21 protein-coding genes and 1 pseudogene are annotated in these 24,990 nt (G+C 70.4%); 9 read left to right on the forward strand and 13 right to left on the reverse strand.

Annotated elements, in window-relative coordinates; all coding sequences use genetic code 11:
* Positions 1–9: 9 nt before the first annotated feature.
* Both C8046_RS02970 and C8046_RS18000 read right to left on the reverse strand, forming a co-directional pair.
* Positions 10–420 carry a hypothetical protein gene (locus C8046_RS02970; protein WP_109228193.1) on the reverse strand — a complete coding sequence of 137 codons (411 nt, stop codon included), beginning with the start codon at positions 418–420 and terminating at the stop codon, positions 10–12.
* The gene (locus C8046_RS18000) at positions 306–3,449 is read right to left on the reverse strand and encodes a hypothetical protein (protein ID WP_146197041.1); all 3,144 of its coding nucleotides are present in this window, start codon (positions 3,447–3,449) and stop codon (positions 306–308) included. The genes C8046_RS02970 and C8046_RS18000 overlap by 115 nt, the downstream gene beginning before the upstream one ends.
* Positions 3,450–3,629: 180 nt before the next feature.
* Between C8046_RS18000 and C8046_RS02980 the strand changes: the two genes are divergently transcribed.
* From C8046_RS02980 to C8046_RS02990, 3 genes are all read left to right on the forward strand, one after another.
* Entirely contained in the window at positions 3,630–6,020 is a 2,391-nt protein-coding gene (locus C8046_RS02980; protein ID WP_146197042.1) for a beta-galactosidase, read from the forward strand.
* Positions 6,017–7,027 carry a phosphotransferase gene (locus tag C8046_RS19100; protein ID WP_235866060.1) on the forward strand — a complete coding sequence of 337 codons (1,011 nt, stop codon included), beginning with the start codon at positions 6,017–6,019 and terminating at the stop codon, positions 7,025–7,027. The genes C8046_RS02980 and C8046_RS19100 overlap by 4 nt, the downstream gene beginning before the upstream one ends.
* 95 nt (positions 7,028–7,122) lie before the next feature.
* The gene (locus C8046_RS02990; protein WP_109228196.1) at positions 7,123–7,635 is read left to right on the forward strand and encodes a DUF427 domain-containing protein; all 513 of its coding nucleotides are present in this window, start codon (positions 7,123–7,125) and stop codon (positions 7,633–7,635) included.
* A gap of 89 nt (positions 7,636–7,724) precedes the next feature.
* On the opposite strand, the gene C8046_RS02995 is transcribed toward C8046_RS02990, so the two are convergent.
* The 4 genes and pseudogenes from C8046_RS02995 to C8046_RS03010 all read right to left on the reverse strand — a co-directional run bounded on the left by C8046_RS02995 (position 7,725) and on the right by C8046_RS03010 (position 13,834).
* The gene (locus C8046_RS02995) at positions 7,725–9,509 is read right to left on the reverse strand and encodes an HNH endonuclease signature motif containing protein (RefSeq protein ID WP_146197043.1); all 1,785 of its coding nucleotides are present in this window, start codon (positions 9,507–9,509) and stop codon (positions 7,725–7,727) included.
* 169 nt (positions 9,510–9,678) lie between these two features.
* Positions 9,679–10,896 (reverse strand): saccharopine dehydrogenase family protein, encoded by a 1,218-nt coding sequence (locus tag C8046_RS03000; protein ID WP_109228197.1) that lies wholly within the window; start codon positions 10,894–10,896, stop codon positions 9,679–9,681.
* A gap of 31 nt (positions 10,897–10,927) precedes the next feature.
* Positions 10,928–12,461, reverse strand: a pseudogene (locus C8046_RS03005) (APC family permease).
* 59 nt (positions 12,462–12,520) lie between these two features.
* Positions 12,521–13,834 (reverse strand): serpin family protein, encoded by a 1,314-nt coding sequence (locus tag C8046_RS03010; protein ID WP_199224376.1) that lies wholly within the window; start codon positions 13,832–13,834, stop codon positions 12,521–12,523.
* 550 nt (positions 13,835–14,384) lie between these two features.
* Here C8046_RS03010 and C8046_RS03015 point away from each other — a divergent pair.
* Positions 14,385–14,855, forward strand: a complete 471-nt coding sequence (locus C8046_RS03015) for a hypothetical protein (RefSeq protein ID WP_109228198.1) — start codon at positions 14,385–14,387, stop codon at positions 14,853–14,855.
* 373 nt (positions 14,856–15,228) lie between these two features.
* Here C8046_RS03015 and C8046_RS03020 read toward each other — a convergent pair whose 3' ends face one another.
* Positions 15,229–15,690, reverse strand: a complete 462-nt coding sequence (locus C8046_RS03020; RefSeq protein ID WP_146197044.1) for a hypothetical protein — start codon at positions 15,688–15,690, stop codon at positions 15,229–15,231.
* A 24-nt stretch (positions 15,691–15,714) separates the two neighbouring features.
* On the opposite strand from C8046_RS03020, the gene C8046_RS03025 reads away from it, so the two are divergent.
* On the forward strand, positions 15,715–16,122 hold the full coding sequence (locus C8046_RS03025; protein ID WP_109228200.1) for a hypothetical protein: 408 nt from the start codon (positions 15,715–15,717) through the stop codon (positions 16,120–16,122).
* 43 nt (positions 16,123–16,165) lie between these two features.
* Here the strand turns inward: C8046_RS03025 and C8046_RS03030 are convergent, their stop codons facing one another.
* Together C8046_RS03030 and C8046_RS03035 are read right to left on the reverse strand one after the other, a co-directional pair.
* Positions 16,166–16,369 (reverse strand): hypothetical protein, encoded by a 204-nt coding sequence (locus C8046_RS03030; RefSeq protein ID WP_109228201.1) that lies wholly within the window; start codon positions 16,367–16,369, stop codon positions 16,166–16,168.
* A gap of 250 nt (positions 16,370–16,619) precedes the next feature.
* The gene (locus C8046_RS03035) at positions 16,620–16,880 is read right to left on the reverse strand and encodes a hypothetical protein (protein ID WP_146197045.1); all 261 of its coding nucleotides are present in this window, start codon (positions 16,878–16,880) and stop codon (positions 16,620–16,622) included.
* 100 nt (positions 16,881–16,980) lie between these two features.
* Between C8046_RS03035 and C8046_RS03040 the strand changes: the two genes are divergently transcribed.
* Positions 16,981–17,280: a hypothetical protein gene (locus C8046_RS03040; RefSeq protein ID WP_146197046.1), complete on the forward strand. Its 300-nt coding sequence runs from the start codon at positions 16,981–16,983 to the stop codon at positions 17,278–17,280.
* A gap of 20 nt (positions 17,281–17,300) precedes the next feature.
* Here C8046_RS03040 and C8046_RS03045 read toward each other — a convergent pair whose 3' ends face one another.
* Complete coding sequence (locus C8046_RS03045; RefSeq protein ID WP_146197047.1) at positions 17,301–18,152, reverse strand: hypothetical protein; 852 nt, start codon at positions 18,150–18,152, stop codon at positions 17,301–17,303.
* Positions 18,153–18,794: 642 nt separating this feature from the next.
* Complete coding sequence (locus C8046_RS03050; RefSeq protein WP_109228205.1) at positions 18,795–19,259, reverse strand: hypothetical protein; 465 nt, start codon at positions 19,257–19,259, stop codon at positions 18,795–18,797.
* Positions 19,260–19,396: 137 nt separating this feature from the next.
* On the opposite strand from C8046_RS03050, the gene C8046_RS03055 reads away from it, so the two are divergent.
* Positions 19,397–20,521: a sensor histidine kinase gene (locus C8046_RS03055; protein WP_109228206.1), complete on the forward strand. Its 1,125-nt coding sequence runs from the start codon at positions 19,397–19,399 to the stop codon at positions 20,519–20,521.
* Positions 20,518–21,123: a response regulator transcription factor gene (locus tag C8046_RS03060; protein ID WP_109228207.1), complete on the forward strand. Its 606-nt coding sequence runs from the start codon at positions 20,518–20,520 to the stop codon at positions 21,121–21,123. The genes C8046_RS03055 and C8046_RS03060 overlap by 4 nt, the downstream gene beginning before the upstream one ends.
* Before the next feature lie 137 nt (positions 21,124–21,260).
* Here C8046_RS03060 and C8046_RS03065 read toward each other — a convergent pair whose 3' ends face one another.
* Positions 21,261–21,698 carry a hypothetical protein gene (locus C8046_RS03065; protein ID WP_146197048.1) on the reverse strand — a complete coding sequence of 146 codons (438 nt, stop codon included), beginning with the start codon at positions 21,696–21,698 and terminating at the stop codon, positions 21,261–21,263.
* Positions 21,699–21,898: 200 nt separating this feature from the next.
* On the opposite strand from C8046_RS03065, the gene C8046_RS19105 reads away from it, so the two are divergent.
* A complete protein-coding gene (locus C8046_RS19105) occupies positions 21,899–22,117 on the forward strand; it encodes a sigma-70 region 4 domain-containing protein (protein ID WP_235866410.1) in 219 nt (72 codons plus the stop codon).
* 100 nt (positions 22,118–22,217) lie between these two features.
* Here C8046_RS19105 and acnA read toward each other — a convergent pair whose 3' ends face one another.
* Entirely contained in the window at positions 22,218–24,989 is a 2,772-nt protein-coding gene (gene acnA / locus C8046_RS03075) for an aconitate hydratase AcnA (protein ID WP_109228209.1), read from the reverse strand.
* Position 24,990: the final 1 nt, after the last annotated feature.

Raw genomic sequence — 24,990 nt, forward strand, 5'->3', positions numbered from 1 at the left:
GGTCCCTCCCTACGGCACCTCCACCTCGATCGCTCCGCCCCCGTCCAGCCGCTCGAGCAGCTCCGCCCGCGCGATCCGCAGCCCGCCCTCGCGGTAGGGGTTGTGCTCCCTGGTCGTCGCCAGCGCGACGCCGTCGACGCTCGCGGTGCGCGGCCCGTACCCCCGCGACCCGACGCGGTAGACGATCGCGACGCGGCGACCCCACAGCGGCACGGTGACGCGCAGACCGTCCAGGCCCGGAACGAGGACCGGGTCGAGCACGAGGGCGTCGGCCCGCCGCACGACGCCGAGCACGCTCTCCACGACTATGCGGAGCGCGATCCCGGGGCCGGAGGAGTAGATCCGCCAGCCACCCTCCACCTCGACCTCACCGGCGCGCACGGCGTCCCAGTCGCGCAGCGCCGCGTACCGGTCGGGCACGACGGCGTCGCTCGAGGAGAAGTAGGCGGTCGCCTGACGACGGCGGGCACCGGAGAAGGCCGCGTGCGGGTCGACGGGGTTGACGAGGTCCAGCGCGTGCAGCAGATCGGCGCCCCGCCCAGCACCGCGAGCGACTCCGCGTACCGCAGGTGCGCGTGGACGTACATCGTGCCGATCTCGCGGCCGAAGAACGAGGCCGTCTCGGCGCGCTGGAAGTGCACGGTCGGTCCACCGCGGTAGGCCGGCGGACGGTCGAACAGGTGCGCGCCGTCGGGCAGCACCAGCTCCTCGGAGATGATCGCCCCGTGCCGCTCGGCCTGCTCGGGCGTGAGCATCCCGTCGATGACGGCGTGGATCATCGGGAGGATCGAGCGGGTCAGACCGGTCTCGGTGTCGCGCGGGTGCAGAAGGTACCGGAAGGACGCGTCGGCCTCCCGGAGTCCGTAGCCCGCGAGCACGCCGTCGGGCATCAGGTGGTCCTGGAGCTCGCGCAGGATGGTCGCCGCGTGCGCGCGCAGGGCGGCGGCGCTCAGGACGCGCGTGCTGCTGACGGCCGGCCCGCCGTCGGCCGGTCCCGGGACACCGGCCGCCTCCAGCCCCGCGGCCAGCGTCTCGAGCGCCTGGTGGTGGAGGGTCACCGTCCAGGTGCTGGTCATCCCGTCCTTCATGGCGGGATCGGCGGGCTGCAGGGAGTCGTTCCAGTCGCCGTGGCCGTACGCGGTGAGGTGCGTGCCGGGCACGACGAGCGCGGCGGCGCGGTCGAGCGCGCGGTGCAGGTGCTCGGCGACGTCGGGGTGGTCGACGGGGTCGTCGTGAAGGTCGCGGTCGGGGGTAACCGCACCGGCGGGCCCCGACCAGAAGGGCACCCGCTCGGCGAGGATCGAGGCGTCCCCGGTGGCCAGGAGGTAGCGGCCGACGGCGAGCACGGGCCAGAAGATCACGTCGCCGTGCGCGTCCCCGTTCGCAGCCGTCCGGTCGACGTCGAAGATCTCGAACGCCTGCCCCCACCCGCCCTCGGGCCCCTGCGACGCGAGGATCCGCAGCAGCAGGGTCCGCAGCTCCTCGTGCCGACCGAGGGCGAGCAGCAGCTCGACCGGACCCTGCGAGACGTCGCGCGTGCCCCAGCCGCCGCCCGTGTACTGCTCGAGACCGCGCGGCGAGAGGTAGTGGGTCAGCGCGTTGTCCACGAGCCAGGGCAGGGCGTGCGCCAGCCGGTTCACGCGGGTGCCGGCCCCGTCGTCGGGGACGTCGAGCGCGAGGCCGTCCAGCGCCGTCGACCAGAAGTCGGCGGGTCCGACGTCGTCCGGCACCGGGACGAGGGTGGCCGAGAGCCGGAGCCCGGCGTGCGACGTCTCCCCCGTGACGACCGTGACCCACGGGAGGCCGCGGCTCGCGCCGTCGGCGTGCAGGGGGCCGTCGTCGCCGAGCGGGACGTCGGCCGCGGCGCCCAACCGCTCGACGACGAGCGTCCCGCCCGGGCGACGTCGGGCCAGCTCCGAGCCGGCCGGCGGGTGCAGGACCGTGCGGGCGCCGTCGTCGTCCCTGGCCACGGGGTGGGCGTCGAGGCCGTCGTCGCCGTCGAGGGCCAGGTGGAGCGCGAGCATGAGGCGGACGGGCTCACCCGACACGGCGATCTCCACCGTGACGGTGGCGCCGTCGGTGGGGGCGGTGGTCGTGACCTCGATGTCGCCGTCGTCGGTGAGGTAGGTCCAGGTGGCCCGGCCCTGGTCCAGCCGCCACAGCGACGGGGTGTCGAGCAGGCGCCACACGCCGTCGATCTCCACCAGGATCCGCAGGCCGGCCGCACGGTGGTGTCCGAGGTAGCCGCGGCCGATCGAGAGCAGCCGGTCCTTCGAGACGTGGCCCTGCGTGAGGTAGGAGGCGAACAGCCCGCCCATCGTCACGGTGGTGGTGAGCACCGACTCCTCGGGCTGCCAGCGCCCGCCCGTCCGCAGCAGGTGCCCGTGCGGCCGGAGCACGCCGAGCTCCTTGCGCCGGGTGACGACGTGGCTCGGCCCCACGAAATAGGCCAGGACGCCGTGCTCGTCGCGCTCGACGGACGTCGCCTCGTCCAGCTGCGGCAGGACGGCGGCGTCGTGCACCTCCAGCAGCGCCGCCGGGGCGAGGACGGTGGGGACGACGGCGTGGCCGTCGGTGGACGTGGTGGTGGCGGTCGCCATCGCGGCTGCGGGTGCCCGGAGGAGCGCGCGACCACGCGCGAGGGCCGCCTCCACGTGGACGAGGTCGTCCGGCCCCGTGGCGCTGGGGTGGTCGGCGAGCACGTGGCCGACGACGGCGAGCGTGTGCCGCTCCCCCGGTCCGAGCCGCACCGCCCGGGTCTGCAGCGCCACCAGCGTGTGCTCGTGCTGGAGGCGGCGCGAGGCCAGCCGCGGTTCGAACAGCCCGCCGGGGACCTGGCCGGTGCGCAGCGACAGCCCAGCGAGGTCGAGCAGGTCGCTCGCCCAGCCGACGACGGGATCCGTCGCGGTCATCACGAGCCAGGGGTGACCGCCGTCGAAGTCCTGGTTCTGCCGGACGGCGACGGCGGTGCCCACCTCCGGGTGCTCGAGCGGTGTGACGTCGAGGTACTGCGCGCCGTAGAGCTCGTTCATCCGGACGAGCCAGGGCGGGGCGAGCGCGACGTCCTGGACCGCGACGACGTCGACGACGCGGACGTCGTCGCCGTCGGCCGCGACGTCGATCACCCAGGCCCAGGAGTCCTCGGCGAGCTCGAGCCGGGCGGAGTAGGACAGGCCTGCCCACGTGCCCGCGACGACGACCCGCTCGCCGTCGTGTGCCACGGTCGAGCCCGAGGCCGGACCGAGGACCGGGTGGACGGCCAGGACGCCGGCGTCGGGCTCGACGCCGGCGCGCAGCCGGAGCCACGGGGTGGCGAGCGGCGTCTCCAGCGGCGTCGCGGCGTACATCCCGATGCGGGTCGTGCCCCGGTTCAGCCACGCGATGCCGCCGTGCGGCTGCACGTCGGCCCACACGCCGGTGGGGCGTCCTACGGTGAATCTCTCGTCCATGACTCTTCCTCGAGCCGGGCTGTGACGCGGATCACTCAATACCACCCGGGAACGATCCCGCAAGGGTGGTCCCCGGCGACGTCGTCCCGGGTGTGACGCGGACGGCGGGACCTGGCCGCGCCGGTGGCGTCGGTGATACTGGGACGACCTCGGACCCCCAGGGCAGCGAAGGAGCCACCCGTGACCGACGTCCGCCTCGCCCGCCGGCAGCTGCTCGTGGACGGTGTGCCGACCCTGGTCGTGGCCGGCGAGATCCACTACTTCCGGCTGCGCCGCGAGCACTGGCGCGGACGGCTCGAGCTGCTGCGCACGGCCGGCGCCGACACCGTGGCGACCTACGTGCCGTGGGTCGTGCACGAGCGCGCGGACGGCACCCTCGACCTCACCGGCCGCACCGATCCGACGCTCGATCTCGGTGCGTTCCTCGACCTCGCGGCCGAGCTGGGCCTGCAGGCGCTCGTGCGTCCGGGACCGTTCGTGATGGCCGAGATGGCGGGCGAGGGGGTGCCCGACCGCGTGCGTCGCGAGCACCCCGAGGTGGTCCCGGTCGGTTGGGGCGGGGCGACGGCTCCGACCGGTGACCTCGACTACCTGGCGCCGGCCTTCCTCGCCGAGACGCGTCGGTGGTACGCCGCCGTCGGTGAGGTCGTCGGGCCGCGGACGGCGCCGAACGGCGGGCCCGTGATCGCCGTCCAGCTGGACAACGAGATCGGGATGCTCGCCTGGGTCTCCGGTTCCCCGCAGCTGACCGCGGACGCCTGCGTAGGACTTCGGGACTGGCTGGCCGAGCGGTACGGCGACGGCCTGGTGGCGCGCTATCCCGGCCTGCCGGACGCCTGTGACCCGGCGGCGCTCGCCGATGCGGTGCGCCGCCCGCGCGAGGGCTGGGCGACGGCGCTGCGACTCGACCTCGGCCGGTTCTCGCGGGAGCGTTTCGCGACCTACGTCGACGCGCTCGAGGAGGCGGCGGAGAGCGCCGGGATGGGCGGGGTGCCGTTCCTGATCAACGTGCACGGCACCACTGGCGGCTCGGGCGCGTCCTTCCCGATCGGCCTGTCGCAGCTCGCGCTCACCTTCCCCGGGCACGCGCAGCGCGCGGCGGGGTCGGACCACTACCTGGGCGACCTGACCCTCGCGACGGCCGGCGACCTCCACCTGATGAACGCCCACCTCGCCGCGCTGAGCGATGACGAGCAGCCGGCGACCTCGCTCGAGCACGAGGCGGGCCACGCCGACTACGGCGACGACCTCGCGGCCCGGACGGACCCCTCCGCCGTCGTGCTGAAGACGCGGTTGTCGCTCGCCCAGGGTCACCGGCTGCTGAACTTCTACCTGTTCGCCGGCGGGACCAACTTCGTCGCCGACCCTCCGCGGTCCGACGGGACCACCCGGTTCGGCATCACCGGCGAGCGGCACGGTTTCGCGGCGCCGGTCGGTCCGGAGGGGCAGCGGGGCCCGTCCTTCGACTCGACCGCCGAGGCGATGCGGGTCGCGGCCAGGCTCGCCCCCTGGCTGGCCGACGCCGACGAGGAGCACGACGACCTCGCGCTCGCGCTGGTGCTCGACGACTACCTCACCGAGTACCCGGTGCCGGGGTCGGACGACGACGCCCACGCGGTCGCCGAGCTCGCCCACGCCCGAGGCGGCGGACCTCGCGGACTGCTGCCCCGCGTCCTGCTGACGCTCGGGTACCGCTACGGCGCGGTCGACCTGGCGCGCGACGGCGACCTGCCGCGCACCGTCGTGCTCGGCTCCCCCGTCGCCGCCGACGCCGCCGTGCAGGCCCGGCTCGCGACGCACGTGCGCGGGGGCGGGAGCCTGCTGCTGCTCGGGAGCCTGCCCACGACGGAGCTCGACGGCACGCCGTGCACGATCCTCTCCGACGCCCTCGGGGTGCGGGTGGTCGGCGAGGTGCGCGACCGTCCGGGCTGGTTCACCTCGGTGACCTCGACGTGGGGGCACGGCACCGAGCGCCGGGTCGGACGCGCCCAGCTCTACGAGGCCGAGGGTGCGCAGGTCGTGCTGGCCGAGGCGATGAGCGGGACCCCGTGCGGTCTCGCGCTCGAGGCCGGCGCGGGCCGCGCCGTCGTGCTCGGCTGCGACTGGGGCGCCGACCTGGGGCTGTTCACGACGGCGCTCACCTGGCTCGGGGCAGCACCTGGCCTCGTGCGGGAGGCGATCCCCGGGCTGATCACGCTCACCACGCGTGCGGCCGACGGGTCGCGGCTCCTGCACGCCCTCAACGTCGGCGGCTCGCCCGTGAGCACGTCGATCACGCTCGACGGTGTCGCGCTCTGGGAGGGCGCGCCGCTGACCTTGCAGGCGCGGACGGGGGTGGCGCTCCCGATCGGGGTGCGCGTGAGCGGACACTCGCTGACGGCGACGGCGGAGATCGAGTCGGTGGACGGATGGTTGGACGGGCGGGAGGACGGGTGGGTGGACAGGGGCGTCGCAATCCTCGCGGGCCCCGGACGCGCCTGGCTCGACGGAACCGAGGTCGAGGTGGTCAGAGACGAGGATGCGGGTTCCGGCGCCCCGTCCTTCCGCGTCCCGCTCGGACCCGCGCGGTGACGCCGCACGCCGAGGTGAGCATCGACGTCGATCTCGTCCGAGCGCTGCTGCGCGAGCAGCACCCCGATCTCGCGGAGGCACCACTCGTGCTGGCCGCGCAGGGTTGGGACAACGTGCAGGTCCGGATCGGTGACGACCTCGCGGCACGGCTGCCACGACGCGCCGTCGCCGTCCCGTTGCTGGAGAACGAGGTCCGGTGGTTGCCGACCCTCGCACCGCTCCTCCCGGTGGCCGTCCCCTCACCGCTGCGGACGGGGCGGCCCGGTGCGGGGTACCCGTGGCCGTGGGCCGTCGTGGGATGGCACGACGGCGTGCGCGCCGCCGATCGACCCCGCGCCTCGCGCTCGGCCTGGGCCGCCGAACTCGCCGCGGCGCTCGCGGCGCTGCACGTAGCGGCGCCGGTCGACGCGCCGCACAACCCGGTACGAGCGGTCCCGCTGGCCGACCGTGACCAGGCGCTGACCGAGCGACTGCGGGGCGCCGACGACCTCGCGTGGGCCCTCGAGGTCTGGCGACGCGGCGTCGCGGCGCCCTCGTGGCCGGGTCCGCCGGTGTGGGTGCACGGTGACCCGCACCCGGGCAACGTGCTCGTCACGGTGGGCGGGGCCACGGATCCGGGAGTCGACGGTGGTAAGCGGAGCGACGGTGGTGAGCGGAGCGACGGTGGTGAGCGGAGCGACGGTGGTGAGCGGAGCGACAGCGGCGACACGCTCTCGGCCCTGCTCGACTTCGGCGACCTCAGCGCGGGTGACCCGGCCTGCGATCTGGCTGCGGCGTGGCTCCACCTCGACGACGCCGGCCGAACGACCTTCGTCGCGGCCTACGATCGTGCGGCGGGATCGGCGGTCGACACCGACCCCGGCCGGTGGGCGCGCGCTGCGGCGTGGGCCGTCTCGATGGCCAGCAGCGTGCTGGTGATGGCCCCCGACGACGCGACGAACACCCCGTGGGCGCGAGGAGCGCTCGCCGAGCTCAGACGATCTGCCGCTCTGACCGAGCGGGCGTGAGCCAGTCGCTGCCACGCTCGCCATCGGGGATCCGCTCACCCGAGGTCGGTGAAGCAGAACCGTCGGCACGAGAGGTTCCGGCGCATGATGGGGACATGCCACTCCGTTCCGGTCGCCACGAACGCGTCGAGCCAGGCCCCGGGCAGGAGTCGGTCTGGGACTACCCGAGGCCTCCCCTGCTCGTGCGCTCGTCCCGACTGGTCGAGATCCGCGTGGGCGACACCCTCCTCGCGACGACGTCCGACGCCTACCGCGTGCTGGAGACCAGCCACCCGCCGACCTGGTACCTCCCGCCGAACGCGTTCCACGACGGCGTGCTCAAGCCGGCCGGCGGACGGGGTTCGATCTGCGAGTGGAAGGGTGCGGCGGTCTACTGGGACGTCGTACTGCCCGACGGTGGAGTGCTGCCGTCCGAGGCCTGGAGCTACCCGCGGCCGTCGTCGACGTTCGTGCCAATCACCGACCACGTCGCCGTCTACGCCCGCACGCTCACCTGCGTGGTCGACGGCGAGCGCGTCCGCCCGCAACCCGGCGGCTTCTACGGCGGCTGGGTGACCGACGACGTCGTGGGTCCCTTCAAGGGCGCCCCGGGCACCATGGGCTGGTAGCCAGCACGCTCCCGTCACCGTCGGCGGTGTCGTCCCGCCCGACGGTGCGCTGCACCACAACGCCGTCTCCCCGTCCCTTGTCGTGCTCATCATCCGGTCAGGTGGGTGGTGCGTGGGGTGGCGCCGGTGTGCATGGGGTTGGTCGTGAGGGTGGGCAGGGTGCTCCACGGTGGGCGGAAGTGGATGCCGGTGGGGGTGTGGGTGAGGGTCCAGTTGGTGGCGTGGATGAGGTGGTGGTGGGCGGGGCAGAGGAGGAGGGAGTTGTCGGTGCTGGTGGTGCCGCCGGTGAGCCAGCTGATGATGTGGTGGGCTTCGCACCAGGTGGCGGGGATGGTGCAGCCGGGGAAGGTGCAGCCGTGGTCGCGGGCGATGAGGACGCGTCGCATCCAGGCGGGGACGAGGCGGTGGTGGTGGCCGACGTCCAGGAGTCGTCCGTCGGTGCCTAGGACGATGGGGATGAGGTCGGCGTCGCAGGCCAGTCGTCTGACGGTGTGGATGGGGACGGGTCCGGCGTGTGGGAGCAGGGCGATCCCGCCGGTGGGTTGGAACGGTTGGGCCAGTCCGGGTGGTGCGGGTGGTGCGAGTGGAGGCGGACCGGCTTCGGTGGGTGTGCCGACGACGGTGCTGGCGGTGGCGCGGGTGGTGGCGTTGCGGTCGAGGCTGGTGAGCAGGTCGTTGAGCTGCATGGTGACCAGCACCTGGGGTGGGAGTCCGGCGATCTGGGGTAGGTCCCCCACCCGCAGGGCGGCGCCCGCGGCGGCCATCAGCGCATCCAGCATCCTGCGCGCCCGGGAGCGGGTGTCGGCCCGCACGGCCTCGGCCGCGGCCGCCGAGACGAGGGCGTGAGCATCGGCATCGGCATCGCTAGCGTCGCTCCCGCTGGCTGGTGCGTCGGTCGTGACGTCTCCGCCCGCCCCGTCGTTGATCGCGTTGCCGCCGCCGCTCACGTCGCGACTGGTGGTGGTGGTGGTGCGGGGGTTGGTGCCGGTGTCGAGGATGGTTTGGAGGATTTCGCGTTGGGTCTGGTCGACCACGAGGCGGTAGGAGGTCAGGCCGTCGTGGGTGGGTCCTTGGTACAGGCCTTGACGCAGGTCGCTCTCGCGGGGAGCGGGTCCGTCGGGGTCCAGCAGGGCGATGGCCCGATCGGCCAGGACTCCTATCGCGTCCGGGTCCAGCTCTACCGCTTCTTCGGCCAGGGTCTGCTCGACCTGACCGGCCAGCTCAGGACCTGCCAGCGGCCGGACCCGTTTCACGGCCCGGATCACGTGCCGGGCACTGTCACCACTGATGGAGGCGATAACGTCTCCGAGGTGTTCCAGGGGTGGGGGGACCATCTCGCCGGTGACCATCTGGCGGGGCAGGACACGGTGGGCCAGCGCGATGCGTCGTCCGGCCTCGGCCGCGGAGATCCGCAACCGGACCCGGAGCAGGTCCTTGGCCCGACGAAAGGGTGACCCGCCCGCCGGCGGACGCGGAGCGCACCCGCTCACGGGCCCGACCGTCGCGGTCTCGTCGGTGGGCTCGTTGCGGTTCATGGTGCCGGCGTGGTCGACCAGGACCAGGTCGCGCATCGGGGCGGGTGCTGCCTCATCGACCGCGCGGGCGGTGATCAGGCGCAGCAGGTCGATCTCGCGGCCGGTGACCTCGACCCGTTCAGCCAGCTCCAGCGCCGGTTCCCGTTCCAGCCCCGCCAGCTCGTTGGTCAGGGCCGTCCTGGCCCGGGTCAGGATCCCCAGCGCCTGTGTCAGCAGGACCGTTGCCGAGGTTGCCGCCGGGTCCGGGCCGTCGGGGCCGGGACCCTCGGCGCTGTTTTGGTTGGTGGCAGCACCCAGGCTGGAGCGGGTGCTCGGGTCGAGGACGGGGTGCTGAGTCATGACCCATTCTCTCGGACGCACGTTCGACAAACAAGGTTCTGTGTGCACAGATTGATCCACAGGGCGTCAAACACCCTCCCGTCCACGGGCCACCTACCCCCACCACGCACCACCCACCTGGGGACAGCCAAAGCCCAGGCATACCCATGCACCCGGACGACCACCCACCTCACCCGGCCGGCGGAACCTCCTGCATTCCCCAGGGCGATCCGTACTCCACGAGCAGGTCGAGGAACGGCCGGGCCGGCAACGCCTCCGGACCGAGCACCCCCACCCCCGACCACGCCCCCGACGCCACCAGCTCGAGCGCCACGACCGGGTTGATCGCTGTCTGCCACACCACGGCCTGGTGGCCGTACTCCGCCATCGACCAGGCGTTGTCGACCACGTGATAGAGGTAGGTCGAGCGAGGTTCGCCATCCTTGCCGAGCCCTCGCACCCACAGCCCGGCACACGTCTTGCCGCTCATCCGGTCCCCCAGGGTGGCCGGATCGGGGAGCAGCGCGGCCACGACGTCGCGCGGCGACACGCTCACTCCCTTCACCTCCACCGGTGTCGTGGAGTCGAGCCCGAGCTTGTGCAGCGTCCGCAGCACCTCGATGAACTCGTTGCCCAGCCCGTACTTGAACGTCACGCGCTTCGCCGCGGTCCAGCGCGGGATGAGCAGCACCTCCTCGTGCTCCACGTTGACGCACTCCACCGGCCCGATCCCCTCCGGGAAGTCGAAGACCTCGGGCTCGCTGAAGGGCGGTGTCGTGAACCAGCCCCGCTCCTTCTCGAAGATCACCGGCGGGTTGAGGCACTCCTCGATGGTCGTCCAGATCGAGAACGACGGCGCGAAGTCGTAACCCTCGACCGTCAGGTTGGATCCGTCCCGCACGCCGGCCTCGTCGATCTCGGAGAACAGCTCGTCCTCGGCGTAGCGGGCGAACACGTCGGCCAGCCCCGGCTCGATCCCGATGCCCACGAGGGCGAGCCGCCCGGCCGCCTCCCAGTCCGGCGCGCGGTCGAACTGCTCGTCGCCCAGCTTCACGCCGGTCAGCTCGTGCGGGCGTTCCGGGTGGGGCTTCGACAGGCTCATCGCCATGTCGAGGTACGTCACGTCGGTCGCCGCGCACGCCTCGAAGATCGGCATCACGAACCGGGGATCGACGGCGTTGAGCACGTGCGTGGCGCCCGAGTCGCGGATCAGGTCGCTGATCGAGTCGACGTCGGAGGCGTCGACCCTGGCCGCGCGCAGCCGCGCGTCGCCGAGCCCGGCGATCGCGCGCTCCGCCCGAGCGAGCTCGTGGTCCGCGACGGTCAGCGTCTCGAAGAAGGCCCGACGAACGGCGATGGCGACGACGGCGGAGCCGACCCCTCCGGCTCCCACGACGAGGATGTGCACAGTCGTTCCCTTCGATGGTGGGGCGGCGGCGTCAGAGCCCGCCGTCGACGCTCCTGGGGTAGAGCTCGGGCTCGTCCGGCACGAGCACCTCCGTGTCGCGGTTGAGCGACTCGCCCTGAAGAACGGCCGCGACCTGGCCACCAGCGACCACGCGATCATCAGCACGACCCCAGCAGCAGCGAACCGATGCCGATCACGAACGTGCCGCCCACGCCGAGCAGGGTGGTGTTGCCGTAGTCGGTCGCCCACATGTCGATCGCCGACTGCACGAACGCGTACGTGAGCATCAGCGCCCCGAGCAGCGGGAAGAATCCCTTGAGGAAGAAGTCCCGCGGTGACCGCCGAAGGTCGGCCCGGAAGTACCAGACGCACGCGAAGCCGGTGATCCCGTAGTAGAAGGCGATCGCGAGCCCGAGCGACAGGATCGAGTCCTGCAGGATGTTGTCGCTGATCAGCTTCATCCCGACGAAGTACACGCTCGCGACGATGCCCATCATCAGCGTCGAGAACGACGGCGTGTTGAAGCGCGGGTGCACCTCCTTGAACCGCGCCGGCAGCGCGTTGTACGTCGCCATCGACAGCGTCCCGCGCGCGGTCGGCAGGATCGTCGTCTGGGTCGAGGAGATCGCCGACACCATGACGGCGAACACGAGGACGAAGGCGAGCGGCCCGAGGACCGGATCCTTGAGCGCGAGGAAGACGTCCTCGGCGTTCGCTTCGTTGGCCAGTCCGACGCCGTCCTCCCCGACTCCCGCGTACGCCATCGCCGCGACCGTGACGCCGACGTAGGTGATGAGAAGGATCGCCGTCGAGAGGATCGCCGCCCGGCCCGGGATGCGGGCCGGATCCTTGGTCTCCTCGTTCAGCGCGAGGCAGGTGTCCCAGCCCCAGTAGATGAACAGCGCCAGCAGGACGGCCTCGATGAAGCCCGAGTAGTCGGTGAAGGCGAGCGGGTTGAACCAGCTCCAGTCGAACGTGTCAGCGCTGGGCGCCTCGCCGTTGACCACCTTCCACACCGCGAGGCCGACGAACAGCGCGAGCGCGACGTACTGGAGCCCGAGCAGGACGTTCTGGATCCGCTCGCCGAGCTCGAGCCCGCGGTAGCTGACCCAGCACATGGAGGCGATGAAGACGACACCCGTCGCCGTCACGACCGCGGGGTTGCTCGCGAGCCCCTCCTGGCCGATCAGCAGCCAGAAGTACTTGCCCGCCACCTCCGCGAGGTTCGCGAGAACCACGATGCCCGCGACGGCGACGCCCCAGCCACCCATCCAGCCCACCCGGGGCCCGAACGCCTTCGTCGCCCACGTGAACGTGGTGCCGCAGTCGGGCACCGCCCGGTTGAGCTCCTGGTAGGCCGCCGCGATGAAGAGCATCGGGATGAACGCCACGATGAAGGCGATCGGTGCCTGAGCCCCGACGGCGACCACCACCCAGCCGAGCGTGGCGACCAGGGAGTAGACCGGCGCGGTCGAGGCGAGTCCGATGACGACGGAGCCGCTCAGCCCGAGCGTCCCCGTCGCCAGCCCCTTGCCGCCTCGCTGCGTCGTGGGGGTTGCTGTCATGAGGCGCAAACCTAGGGCTGCACCCCGACGGCGTCAACGCACCGCGCCCGTGCGCGTCCTCAACCCACCGCGGGGTCCCGCACGGCGGCGAGGAACAGCGTCAGGCCACTCTCGGAGTGCGCCAGCCGCAGCAGGAACGGACGGTCGAACTGGACCGTGCGGTCGTGCACGGGGGCGGACGTCTCCTCGCCGCCGATCTCCGTGACTGCCGCCGCGACGGTACCGTCCTCGTCGACGATCAGACGGGCCTGCTGCATCGCCTGGCCGACGGTCAGATCGTTCGCGATTCCGGACAGATCGGGGGTTCCCAACAGCTCGCCCAGTCCCACCTCCGTCAGGTCGGGGACCAGGTCGAGGGGCTCGGGAGTCAGGTCCAGGACCGGGACGGTGACGGCGATCGAACCGGTCGTCGGGTCGCCGACCGGCGCCGCCGGCACCTCGGCCAGGAGCGCGAGCAGCGCCGGATCTGCCCCCGCAGGGTCGACCCCGTCCGGTGGGAGGACGAGGTCGGCGTGGAAGCCCTCCGTGTACGGGAGTCGGACCGCGGTCCAGCCCTCGTCCTCCACGACGGTCCACCGGCCGTAGGCGCTCCCCGCCATCGTCTCCACCTGGACCGGACCGTGCGGCCCCGTGAACGGGCGCTCCGCCGTCGCCCCGGCTGAGAACGGGACCTGCCATCGACCCGCGAACAGCACGACGTCCTGCAGCACCACTCGAAGCAGCTCGTTCGGCTCGATCGCCGACTCCCGGATCAGCCCGCCCGTGTGCTCGGCGAGCCAGCTGCCTAGCACCTCCCTCGCGGCCGGGTCGCCCAGGTCCGTCGTCTCCACGCCGGCCCCGTACCACCGGGCGAGGGCATCGAGGTAGGCCGGCTCGACGTCGAAGCCCTCGTCGAGCACGATCCGGTCGGCGAGGTGGAGCAGCGGGGCCTCCGGGAGCTCGTCCGCGGTCGCGGACGCGGGATCGCCGTCGTGCTCGCCCAGCAGTGTCTGCAGCGCCGAGACGGTGCGCGTCCGGTCCTCGCCGGACGCGCCGAGCGCGGTGTCGAAGGCCGTCGCCGTGGTCCCGCGCGCGCCCTCGGCCAGCATCGAGAGCGCGACCAGCGCGCTGAACGGCGAGACGACCGCGTTCGCGTCGGGATCGGCGTCCGTCGCGGCCCGCAGCATGGACAGCCCCAGCGCGTCGTTCGCCGCGAGAACGCCCGCCAGCGCGGGCGCCTCGTCGATCGCGACCACCTCGTGGGCGACGTCGGAGCGCAGCTCCGTGGTCGTCGATGCCGCCCCCTGCGTCGAGCAGGCTGCCAGCGCCAGGACACCCGCCCCGGCCGCCGCCCTCACGATCCCGTGCCGACGTGTCTGCTTCATCGCTCCCATGACCCCACTGTGTCGGCGCGTTGCCCGTTCTTGCACCCGGGCGGGGCTCGGATCAGAAGCTCGAGCCCCTGGTCACTTCAGGGGCCAGTCCACGGCCTGACACCGCAGGTCAGACGCGGTTGAACTCGCTCCGTGCACCCACCTCCACGGCAGCACGTCAGCGTGGTGATCTGGGCCGGTCGGAGTCGAACGGCGAGGACTCTTCGACGTCACGGCAATGGAGCGAGTTCTACGAGACAGCGGCTACGACTTCGTCCTTCCGGCTGAGCCGTCGAAGGCCAAGCTGCCCGACATCAACTCGCGGCGTCGGCGACAGCACGACTGACGCCTGACTGGCAGGAGTCCGGTGTAGTCCGTCGGTTCGATCCAGAGACCTGATGACACGGGACCCGATGATGACTGAGCTCGAAGCGAACAAGAGTCTCGAACCGGTCCCAGCCGCGGCGCTCCACGATCGTTCGACATGATCGCCCCCGCATCGCGCTCGACGGTGGGGGCGGCAACTCGTTGCGACTGTGACGACAGGAGACGACTCGCGTAACGTCATTCGATGACGACACACGCCAGAGCAAGGCGCACTCGCGCACCTGTCCTCGCTGCCGTTGCCGGCACCGCCGCCCTCGTTCTCTCGTCCTGCACCTTGGTCAGCGATACCGCGGCACCCACTCTCGACGAGGCGCTTGATGCTGCCGAGGGGCTCCTGTCGGAGTACGACAGCATCGAGCACGTGTTCGTCGAACCTCGGCCTGGCCGCGGGTCGGCAGAGTTCATCGTCCCTGCCGCCCAGTCCGCGCGCAGCTTCACGATTCGGTGCCTGGGTGAAGGTGACCTGACAGTTCGCCTCGACGGCGAAGTGCTCTTCGCAGACGCGTGCGACGACACGGCCGTCGATCTCGGCGTGGACGACGTCGGCGACTTCCTCACGCCGACCTACACCGAGAACAGGGTCGAGATCGAGGCCGAGAGCGACGTCTACTGGGTCGCCGCGCTCTACACAACCAGCGGCGGTGGTAGCAGCTAGACGCCCTGGTCGATCGGGGTGCTGGTCACCTCGCACCAGTCCAGCCAGAGAGCATCCGCTGCCGCACCGTGTCGAGGGTGGGCCGTTGGCTAGCCCTGAGATTCGCCGTTATAAGAGACACGTGAGGTGCAGTCGTGTGCTGGCGCGGGTCGCCGAGATCGGCTGACGCCGGGATGGTGCAGGGCAGCCGGGACTGGCTCGGGAGATGCGGTGGTTCGGCAGAACTGGCCTGAGGAACCGGCGCGGCCGGGAGTCCCACGGACCTGGTGCTGAGACGCTCCACCAGACCCGGCAGCGCTTCTTGACGTTGGCCGTCGACAGTCACGAGTCTCGTCCTCCTTGTCGGAGGTGACCTCGCGCACATGGGCGCTGATCAGGACGCTGTTTGGGTGAAAGTGGTCGCGACCCAGTACACATCGTCGGCCGCAACGAGCTGCACCTCGACCGGGGTCTGGTTGTCGATCATGGTGCCATCCACCTCGGCGTCCAGGCCCATCCCGACGGTGCCGTCATCGCAGCGTGACTCGGTGATCCGGTCGCCCCCGTTGATGCGCAGGGTCACCTCGCCCTCACCGAGGCATGACATCTTGAAGAACCTCCCCAGCTCTGATCCCGGGACCTCGAAGATGGCTCCGCCGCGGCCGGGGTGGGGTGTGATGAGGACGTCCTGGATCCGGGACTCGCCATCAATCAGCGAACTGCCGGCCTCGATGGCCCGGTCGAGGGTCGGCTCATCGGGCTCGGCCGGGCCAGAGCATCCTGCGACCGCCACGGTGGCAGCGCCGACTATCGCGGCAAACACGGGCGGGGACATGCGCCGTCGTCGTGTCGTCATCGAAACACGCTACGTGATGCCCCGGTGATCGACCTGCGGTGTGATCATCTGGCGATGCATCTATTCACGTGCGCGTGGAAGCTCGGCTGGCTTGATGACGGCGGAGCTTATGATTCCGGAATGAAACGGACCGCTACCGGGCTGACGGCCATCCTGAGCTTCCTCCTGGTGGCTTCGTGTTCAGCAGAGCGCACGTTCTCCTCGGAGAGCCAAGAGGCCTTCACCCTAGCAACGGAGGATCTGCTTCCGGAGTGGAAGGAGAACGGCCGCCTGGAGCTCGGAATGAGTACCTGCCGCTCGATCGACCTCTTCCTGGAGAACAGCGACTTCTCCCCAGGACTGCTCGACACCACCGACGCCGAACTGCACGAGTTGCACAGAGCGGCCGTCACGCACCTGTGCCCCGAATACGTCGACACCGTCAGCAGCTAAAACCCACCTGGTCGAGCGATCCGGGCTGAATGGACTCGCCCAACTAGTCCCGGGACGATGCCGGAAGGTCCATGTCTTCGCCGCTGTCCCCGACACCGGCGAGCTCGTTCTCGATCGTCGGGCTGGGCAGGTCCACAGTCTCCAGAGGCGAGACGTAGAGACAGGTGCGGGTCTCGCCGTCCTCGACGCACTCGGCCCCGGTCGCCGACTGTTGTCCTGCCTGGGCGATCCACACGGCCTCGAGCATCCCCTCCGTGAGGGCTCCAGCCGGCGCATTCGTGGATCGACGTCGAGTTGACGTGGAACTTCGACGTCGGCAGGCTGCGGAGACTTCGGAACAGCGGGCACGAAGATCAGCCCGCCCACGATGATCGCGACTGCTGCGCTGGCACCTGAGGCGAATCTCTTCATCGAAGTCTCGCTCTGCCGAGGCCGGGTTGGATCCCCACGCTACGGCAGGGACTGTCCTTGGGGCAGGTGCGCCTGCTGCACGTCCCCTACTCAGCAGCGGGTCGGGTACCCCTCTTGTTTCTGAGACTCGTCACGGCCCAGATCAGGTTAAGCGACCCCAGGGGAATCATGAAGAGCGAGCTCCAGGCGCGGTCGAGACCGAAGAAGAGGTTCCCGACGCCGATCAACAGCATCAGCGTCGCGCTGGCGGCGAAGAACCAGGCCACTGGTCTCACGAGCGGCCTGAACCCAAGCTGCCTGAGGAGCTTGGGATGTGGTCCGGGCGGCCAGGACTCGTCGACGAGCATGTGCCCATGGTGGGTGCTGATGGGCTGGGCCGCGACTGCAGCAGACCCGCCTGAGAGCTGGCCGGGCGCTCGGATGCCCGAACCCGTGCATGGTGGGGACATGAGTTCAGAGCCGAGCCCCCGCCGGAGGAGCAACGATCACGCCCGCAACATGGCGCTCCTCGGAGCAACGATGGTGCCGCTCCTGATCGTGCTCGGACTCATCTTCCCCTGGTCGGGGACCACCCAAATCATGCTCGCTGGGTGGGCCGCCATCGGATCATCTGTAGGACTATGGATGTTGCTCCGCAACCAGGGTCGGACAAGCGCTCCGTACATCGCGCTCGTGGCCACCGCCTTCGCCCTCGTCGCCGTCATCGTCTTCTTCGCCTACCCGGTGGCCGTGCCGACTCCTTCGTAGGGCCAGGGGATCGCCGTCCGTCACCCCAGGGGCGCGTTGAGGGTGGCTGCCCAGTCGCGGATGGCCTGACGTTCGTTCTCGTCGCAGACGTGGCCGTAGCCGGTCGTGAAGTCACCGTTCGTGAGCGACCACTCGTTGTAGTAGGTGAGCGCGTAGCAGTCGGCCATGACTTCCTCGCTCCCCTGGAACAGGCCCTGGGCGAGCAGCGCCTTGTAGTCACCGTCGTTGTTCAGGTAGCTCGCGTTGTCGGCGCGCTGGTACACGTGCGCCAGCTCGTGCACGACGGTGAACTTGCTGGCCCACTCGCCCAGCTCGCTCTCGGGCAGCAGATGGACTGTGAGGGAGTCGCCTTTCTTGATGCACCCGGTGATTCGTCGAGTCTCCGTGGAGGGGGTGCACGTCGTGGCTGCATCCCACTGGATGTCGACGAACCCTCGGCCAGCAGCGTCGACGATGCCCTCGGAGACCGAACCGCTGGCGTTCACGCGTCGAGCCTGGGCCGCGGCGACACTGGCTTCCAGACCCTCCCTGAACGTCGTCGTCTGGGCTGCGACGGTCTGCGCCGAATGCTGCTGCCAGCTCGGATCAGCCATCAGTTCGTCCTGGCGGAACAACCACTCGAAGTCGGCGACGAGCCACGCCACGGGCGACCCGTCGAACTCGAGCGAGAGCTCGTCGATCCTCGCCCGCTCCTCGTGGAAGAGCGCGACCTGCGCATCGACCTCGGAACTCGTCGTCGACGCCGCCTCGGGAGTCGCACCGGCGGATGGCTCAGCTGTGTCGCTCCCCGTGGGGGCGAGCCCCGCACCGACACCCGCCAGTGCGACCACCGCTCCGAGAACAACCACGCCCAGGCAGCCGAAGCCCGCCAACCATCCACCCACTCCCCGGCGTCGACGCGGCGGGCCTGGGACCGGCCCGTGCCCAGGTGCGTTGGCCGGCGGACGGGAAGGGGCTGCCATCGGTGCAGCAGCGCGGTGGTGTGGGGCCGGGACGGACAGCGTCGGGTTGACGCTGCGGATCCACCGGACCAGGTCCGGGTACGCGGCCGGGTTCGCAGCGATCAGGCCATGCAGGTCCCGTCGTCGAGCCGCAAGGTCGGCCAGGACCTGGGGAGGTGTGCTGGGACTGCTCGCGATCGCGTGGTCACGGCTCGGCTGCCCCTGATTCATTGCTCCCCTTGGTGTCGATCGCTGTGCGGCGTCCTGCGAGCGGTGTTCACCTCTCGCAGCCCATCAACCCTAGGGTCCCTGCTCCAGCTGGGTGGGGTTGGGCTCGACGACGGGACGGGCTGTGGCCCTCTGGACCAGCAGTCGGCCCGGTGCCGCAGCCAGCAGCGCTGGTCGGTCGTGAAGTGAAGCAACCCGCCCTGGCGTTCAAGGACACGTCTGGACGGTTCTGTGCCAGGCTCGCAGGAGGCTAGAGCCCGGCTGGCCGAGCGTAGCCCGAGGCCAGCTCCGAGTGCTGCCGGCCCTCTGCCGAGCAAGACTCGTGGTGCAGGGCGGGATCCTGTCCTACAAGATTGCCGTGACGAGGCCGAGGGCTACGAGTGCGACGAAGATCGTGTTGATTGCGGCGCTGATCACTGCTGAGACGCTCACGGTTCGTCGGTCCAGTCCTGCCGTGCTCATGATGAACGCGTTCAGCGGCACGCTGAGCAGGAATCCCCCGATGATCATCGCGACGGGGACACCGAACCGCTGATCGCGCCCCAGCACCTTCCTCTCGCGTGCATCCTCGGTCCTGGACCGTCGCCCCACGCGGCCGCCCAGGGCGACAGCTGCGAATGAGACTGCTGCGGTACCGGCGAACGAGACCAGTGCTGCGAGCACCCACGGCACGCCGATGACGATGCCGATCCCGACGGCGACGTCTCCTTCCAGGAAGGGAATCGCTGCCACCAGGCCCAGAGCGATCACCTGGAGCACCATCGGCATGCCGTCCAGTGACGTCCTCAGGGTCTCGATCAGCTCCTGCATTCCTCGCTCCTCACGCCGGTGACTGGTGCTTCCACCGTCCCTGCTCGGCAGTTGAGGAAGTAGTGCCGTTCAGCCAGGATTTCGCATGACGTTTCGTCACTGCCGCGGCCGAGGAGGGGCCGGTAGCCTCGGACAAGATGAGCAGTACAACCCCCTCGCCTGCCGAGCATCTCGACGTCGATCGCCTGGAGGCCGAGGTTCGCAGCTGGGTGCGTCGGGGGTACCTCTTCGCCTTCCTGATCACCCTCACGGCAGCTCTGCTCGCTTCTCCGCGCGGCGCACCGGCTGGGCCTGCTGCTGTCAGCGCGGTCGTCGCCGTCGTCTTCCTGCTCGTTCCGAGGGCTGTTGCCGCCACCCGTCTGTTGACGCTGGGCACCCTGGTCAGTGTCGCCGTCTACGTCGCCGCCGCGGCCCAGGGAGGCTCGCCCGTCGCGGGGATCGGCGTGGGAGTGTGCGCGGGGCTGTGGGTCGCTCGCACGGAACCGAGATGGCGCGGCGTCGCCACAGGCTTGGCAGTCTTGCTCATCGTTGCGCTCGCACTGCCCGCTCTCGTGCGGGACAGTCCTCACGCGATCCGCGAGGCCGTCGTCCTAGCGGTGATGGGGGCGGTGTGGATCGCCACGGTGCTGGATGCCGAGGGGCAGCGATCTCTGTTTCGTTCTCTGGAGCACGTCAAGGATGTCGAGCGCGAGCACGCCCTTCTGCAGGAGCGGCAGCGCTTCTCGTCCGACCTGCACGACATCCAGGGGCACAGCTTGCACGCCATCCGGTTGAAGACAGCGCTGGCCAGGCGCTTGCACCCCCATCAGCCCGATCAGGTGGCGGCCGAACTGGAGTCGATCTCTGCGCTGGCCAAGGAAGCGATCGATCAGGGTCGGCGGCTGGCTGAGGGGACTCCGGCCCTCTCGCTGACGTCCGAGATCGCCAACGCCCAACAGCTCTTGGCCGCCTCCGGTGCCGACGTCGTGGTGACCGGCGGATCGGATGAGCCCTCCGATCATTCCGCCCAGGTCCTCGCTCTCGCCTTGCGCGAGGCGACGACCAACGTCCTGCGGCACGCCGACGCACAGAACGTGACCATCGAGGTCTCCGGCCGCACGCTCACGGTGGTCAACGACGGCGCGCGACAGCCCGCCCGAGATGAGCGCGGACTGGCCGACCTCAGGAGACGGGTGTCAACGGCAGGTGGACGGCTCGAGGTCCGAGCTGAGGGTTCCGCCTTCGAGCTCAGAGTCCTCGTCGGCGATGGCGGTCCTCGATGACGGTGACTGTGCTGCTGGCCGACGACGAGCAGCTGATCCGCTCAGCGCTCGCTGCTCTCCTCCCGCTGGAGGCCGACATAGCCGTCGTGGGAGAGGCTGCAGACGGCGATCAGGCCGTCAAACTCGTCACCGCGACCCGACCCGACGTGGTCGTCCTGGACGTGGAGATGCCGATCCTCGACGGCATGCAGGCTGCCGAACAGATTCTGACCCGGGACCCGAAGGCCAAGGTGCTGATGCTGACACGCCACGCGCGCCCCGGCATGCTGCGCAGCGCGCTCGCGATCGGTGTACGGGGCTTCCTGTCCAAAGACTGCGAACCCGAACGCATCGCACGCGCCATCGTCAACATCGCCGGAGGCGACCGTGACATCGACACCTCCCTGGCCGCTCGGGCCCTCACACATGACTGCCCGCTCACCACGCGCGAGCAGGACGTTCTACGTGTCACGTTGGACGGCTCGAGCGTTCGGGAGATCGCGGAGGTGCTCCATCTGTCCTCCGGCACGGTGCGCAACTACCTGTCCTCGGCAATCCGCAAGGTCGGTGCATCGAACAGACGTGAGGCGGCCCGGATCGCGCGCGCCAACGACTGGATCTGAATCCGGCGGCCAGGACACAACCCCCGTCAGCCTCACGGCACCCGGTACGTCAGCACCTGAGGCTGTGAAGCGCAGCAGCATGGCCGGTAACGATCGTTTGCGGAGGGCTCCGCCTGGTCGGTAGCGGTGCGAGGTAACTAGTCGGTCCGGCCATTGGAGTGGGTGTAGATGGCGGCAACCCAGTAGACGTCGTCGGCAGCTTCGACTTCGACCACGCTTTCTGAGAAGGTCCCGACGATGTCGTTGTTTTCGCCGCCAACTCCGTAGGCTCCGACCCCGAACATCGTGTCCTCGCACTCGTCGGAGAACTGTTCTTCGCCGTCGAGTCGCACGGTGAGGTGCCCTGAGCTGATGCACTTGATCACGAAGTCACGGGCTGACTGGGTAGGCGTAAGGGTGAACTGTGCCGATCCCCGACCTGGCCGGGGCTTCACCAGCACGTCTTCCAGCCCTTCGCGATCCGACAGCAAAACGTCGGCAGCATCGAGGGCCTCATCGAGAGTGGGCGGCGCAGGTTCCGACGGACTGCATGCCCCCAACAGGATGGCAGCCGTGCCGACGATCGCGGCTCCCACCCGGGCACGCCTGACCTTGGCCCTCACCCCGTGCGAGGCAGGCTCGGCCATCGGACTCGCGATCACCGCACGACAGAGGCGGCTCGTGCCATCGTCAGCATGGCAGGAGGCGACCGTGACATCGCCGCCTACCTGGCTGCACGGGCCCGACGCACGACTGCCCGCTGACCGCCCGCGAGCAGAACGTCCTGCGCGTCACGCTGGATGGCTCGAGCGTTCGCGAGATCGCGGCGGTGCTCCATCTGTCATCCGGCACGGTGCGCAACGATCTGTCCTCGCCGATCTGTAAGGTCGGGCAGCAACCCGACGCGAGGCAGCCTGGACCGCGCACGCGAACGACTGGACCCGATGTCGATGGGGTCGGCCGGCCCGGTCCACTTCGCTTGAAACGCAGCACGCCCCGCCAGGCCGAAGCCTGACGGGGCGCACGCGCTCCGCAACGCTGCTACCGCGATCGACGCGTGCTCATCGATCGGTTCCAGCACAGCCCGCGAGGCGGGTCCCCGAGCGGATCAGCGACTAGGCGACGAGCGAGCGCAGCACGTACTGCAGGATCCCGCCGTTGCGGTAGTAGTCCGCCTCACCGGGGGTGTCGATGCGCACGACGGCGTCGAAGCTGACCACGGTGCCGTCGGTCTTCGTCGCGGTCACCGCGAGCGTCTTGGGCGTCCGGCCCTCGTTGAGCTCGGTGATGCCCGCGATGTCGAACGTCTCGCTGCCGTCCAGGCCGAGCGAGTCCGCGGACTCCCCCACCGGGAACTGCAGAGGGACGACGCCCATCCCGATGAGGTTGGAGCGGTGGATCCGCTCGAAGCTCTCCGTGATGACGGCGCGGACCCCGAGCAGCGCGGTGCCCTTCGCCGCCCAGTCGCGGGACGAGCCGGAGCCGTACTCCTTGCCCCCCAGCACGACCAGCGGGATGCCGGCCTCGGCGTACGCGGCCGACGCGTCGTAGATCGACGTCTGCTCGCCCGTGAGGTGGTTGAGCGTGAAGCCGCCCTCGACGCCCTTACCGTCGTTGCGGTCGGCCAGGAGCTGGTTGCGCAGACGGATGTTGGCGAAGGTGCCGCGGATCATGACCTCGTGGTTCCCGCGGCGCGAGCCGTAGGAGTTGAAGTCCTTGCGCTCGACACCGTTCTCGGCGAGGTAGCGGCCGGCCGGGCTGTCCACCTTGATGGCACCGGCGGGGCTGATGTGGTCGGTCGTGACCGAGTCGCCCAGCTTGGCGAGCACCCGGGCGCCCGTGATGTCCGTGACCGGCGTCGGCTCGGCGGGCATGCCCTCGAAGTACGGGGGCTTGCGCACGTAGGTCGACTCGGCGTCCCAGGCGAACGTGTCGCCGTCGGGCGTGTCCAGCCCGCGCCAGCGCTCGTCGCCCGTGAAGACGTCGGCGTAGTCGGACGTGAACATCTCGCGGTTGATCGACGAGTCGATCGTGGCCTGGACTTCCTCCGGCGACGGCCAGATGTCCTTGAGGAAGATCGGGTGACCGTCCTCGTCACGGCCCAGCGGGTCGGTGTCGAAGTTGAAGTCCATCGTCCCGGCGAGCGCGTAGGCGATGACCAGCGGCGGCGAGGCCAGGTAGTTCATCTTCACGTCGGGGTTGATGCGGCCCTCGAAGTTGCGGTTGCCCGAGAGCACCGAGACGACGGCGAGGTCCTCGTGGTTGACGACCTCGGAGACCGCCGGGTCCAGCGGACCCGAGTTGCCGATGCACGTCGCGCAGCCGTAGCCGACGAGGTGGAACCCGAGCTTCTCGAGGTAGGGCCAGAGGCCGGCCTTCTCGTAGTAGTTCGTGACGACCTGCGACCCCGGGGCCATCGACGTCTTCACCCACGGCTGCGCGATGAGGCCGCGCTCGACGGCCTTCTTCGCGAGCAGACCGGCGGCGAGCATCACGGAGGGGTTGGAGGTGTTCGTGCACGACGTGATCGAGGCGATCGCGACCGCACCGTGGAACAACTCGAACTCCTTGCCGTTCGAGTCCGTCACCGGGTAGGTGTGCGTCACACGGGTGCCGACGGCGGGCGAGTCGGAGGCCGGGAAGGACTCCATCTCGGCCTGGTCGATCATGTTGAGGACGTCGCTCGCGTAGTTGGGCAGGTCGCGGGCGAACTGCGTCTTCGCGTGCGTCAGCTCGATGCGGTCCTGCGGGCGCTTCGGGCCGGCGATCGAGGGGACGACCGTGGAGAGGTCGAGCTCGAGGTACTCGGAGAAGGCCGGCTCGATGTAGTCCGACGCCTCCGGGTCGAGCCACATGCCCTGCTCCTTGGCGTACGCCTCGACGAGCGCGAGCTGCTCCTCGCTGCGGCCGGTGAGGCGCAGGTAGTCGATCGTGACGCCGTCGATCGGGAACATCGCGGCCGTGGAGCCGAACTCCGGGCTCATGTTGCCGATGGTCGCGCGGTTGGCGAGCGGGACCGCCGCGACACCGGCGCCGTAGAACTCCACGAACTTGCCGACGACGCCGTGGGCGCGCAGCATCTCGGTGATCGTCAGCACGACGTCGGTGGCCGTGACGCCCGCCGGGATCTGGCCGCTGAGCTTGAAGCCCACGACGCGCGGGATGAGCATCGAGACGGGCTGGCCGAGCATGGCCGCCTCGGCCTCGATGCCGCCGACACCCCAGCCCAGCACGCCCAGGCCGTTGACCATCGTGGTGTGGGAGTCGGTGCCGACGCAGGTGTCCGGGTAGGCGCGGAGCACGCCGTCGACCTCGCGCGTCATGACGACGCGCGCCAGGAACTCGATGTTGACCTGGTGCACGATGCCGGTGCCGGGCGGGACGACCTTGAAGTCGTCGAACGCCGTCTGGCCCCAGCGCAGGAACTGGTAGCGCTCGTGGTTGCGCTCGTACTCGAGCTCCACGTTGCGCTCGAACGCGTCCCGGCGGCCGGCGACGTCGATCTGCACCGAGTGGTCGATGACCATCTCGGCGGGTGCGAGCGGGTTGATGCGCTTGGGGTCGCCGCCGAGGTCGGCGACGGCCTCGCGCATGGTGGCGAGGTCGACGACGCACGGGACACCGGTGAAGTCCTGCATGATCACGCGCGCCGGCGTGAACTGGATCTCGGTGTCGGGCTGCGCGTCCGGGTCCCACCCGGCGATCGCGCGGACGTGGTCGGCGGTGATGTTCGCGCCGTCCTCGGTCCGCAGGAGGTTCTCGGCGAGAACCTTCAGGCTGAAGGGGAGCTTCTCGGTCCCCTCGACCGCGCTGAGGCGGTAGATCTCGTAGGTGGAGCCCGCGACCTCGAGGGTCCCCTTGGCTCGGAAGCTGTCCACGGTGCTCATC

This window comes from Serinibacter arcticus, from assembly GCF_003121705.1.
Classification (GTDB): Bacteria; Actinomycetota; Actinomycetes; order Actinomycetales; family Beutenbergiaceae; genus Litorihabitans.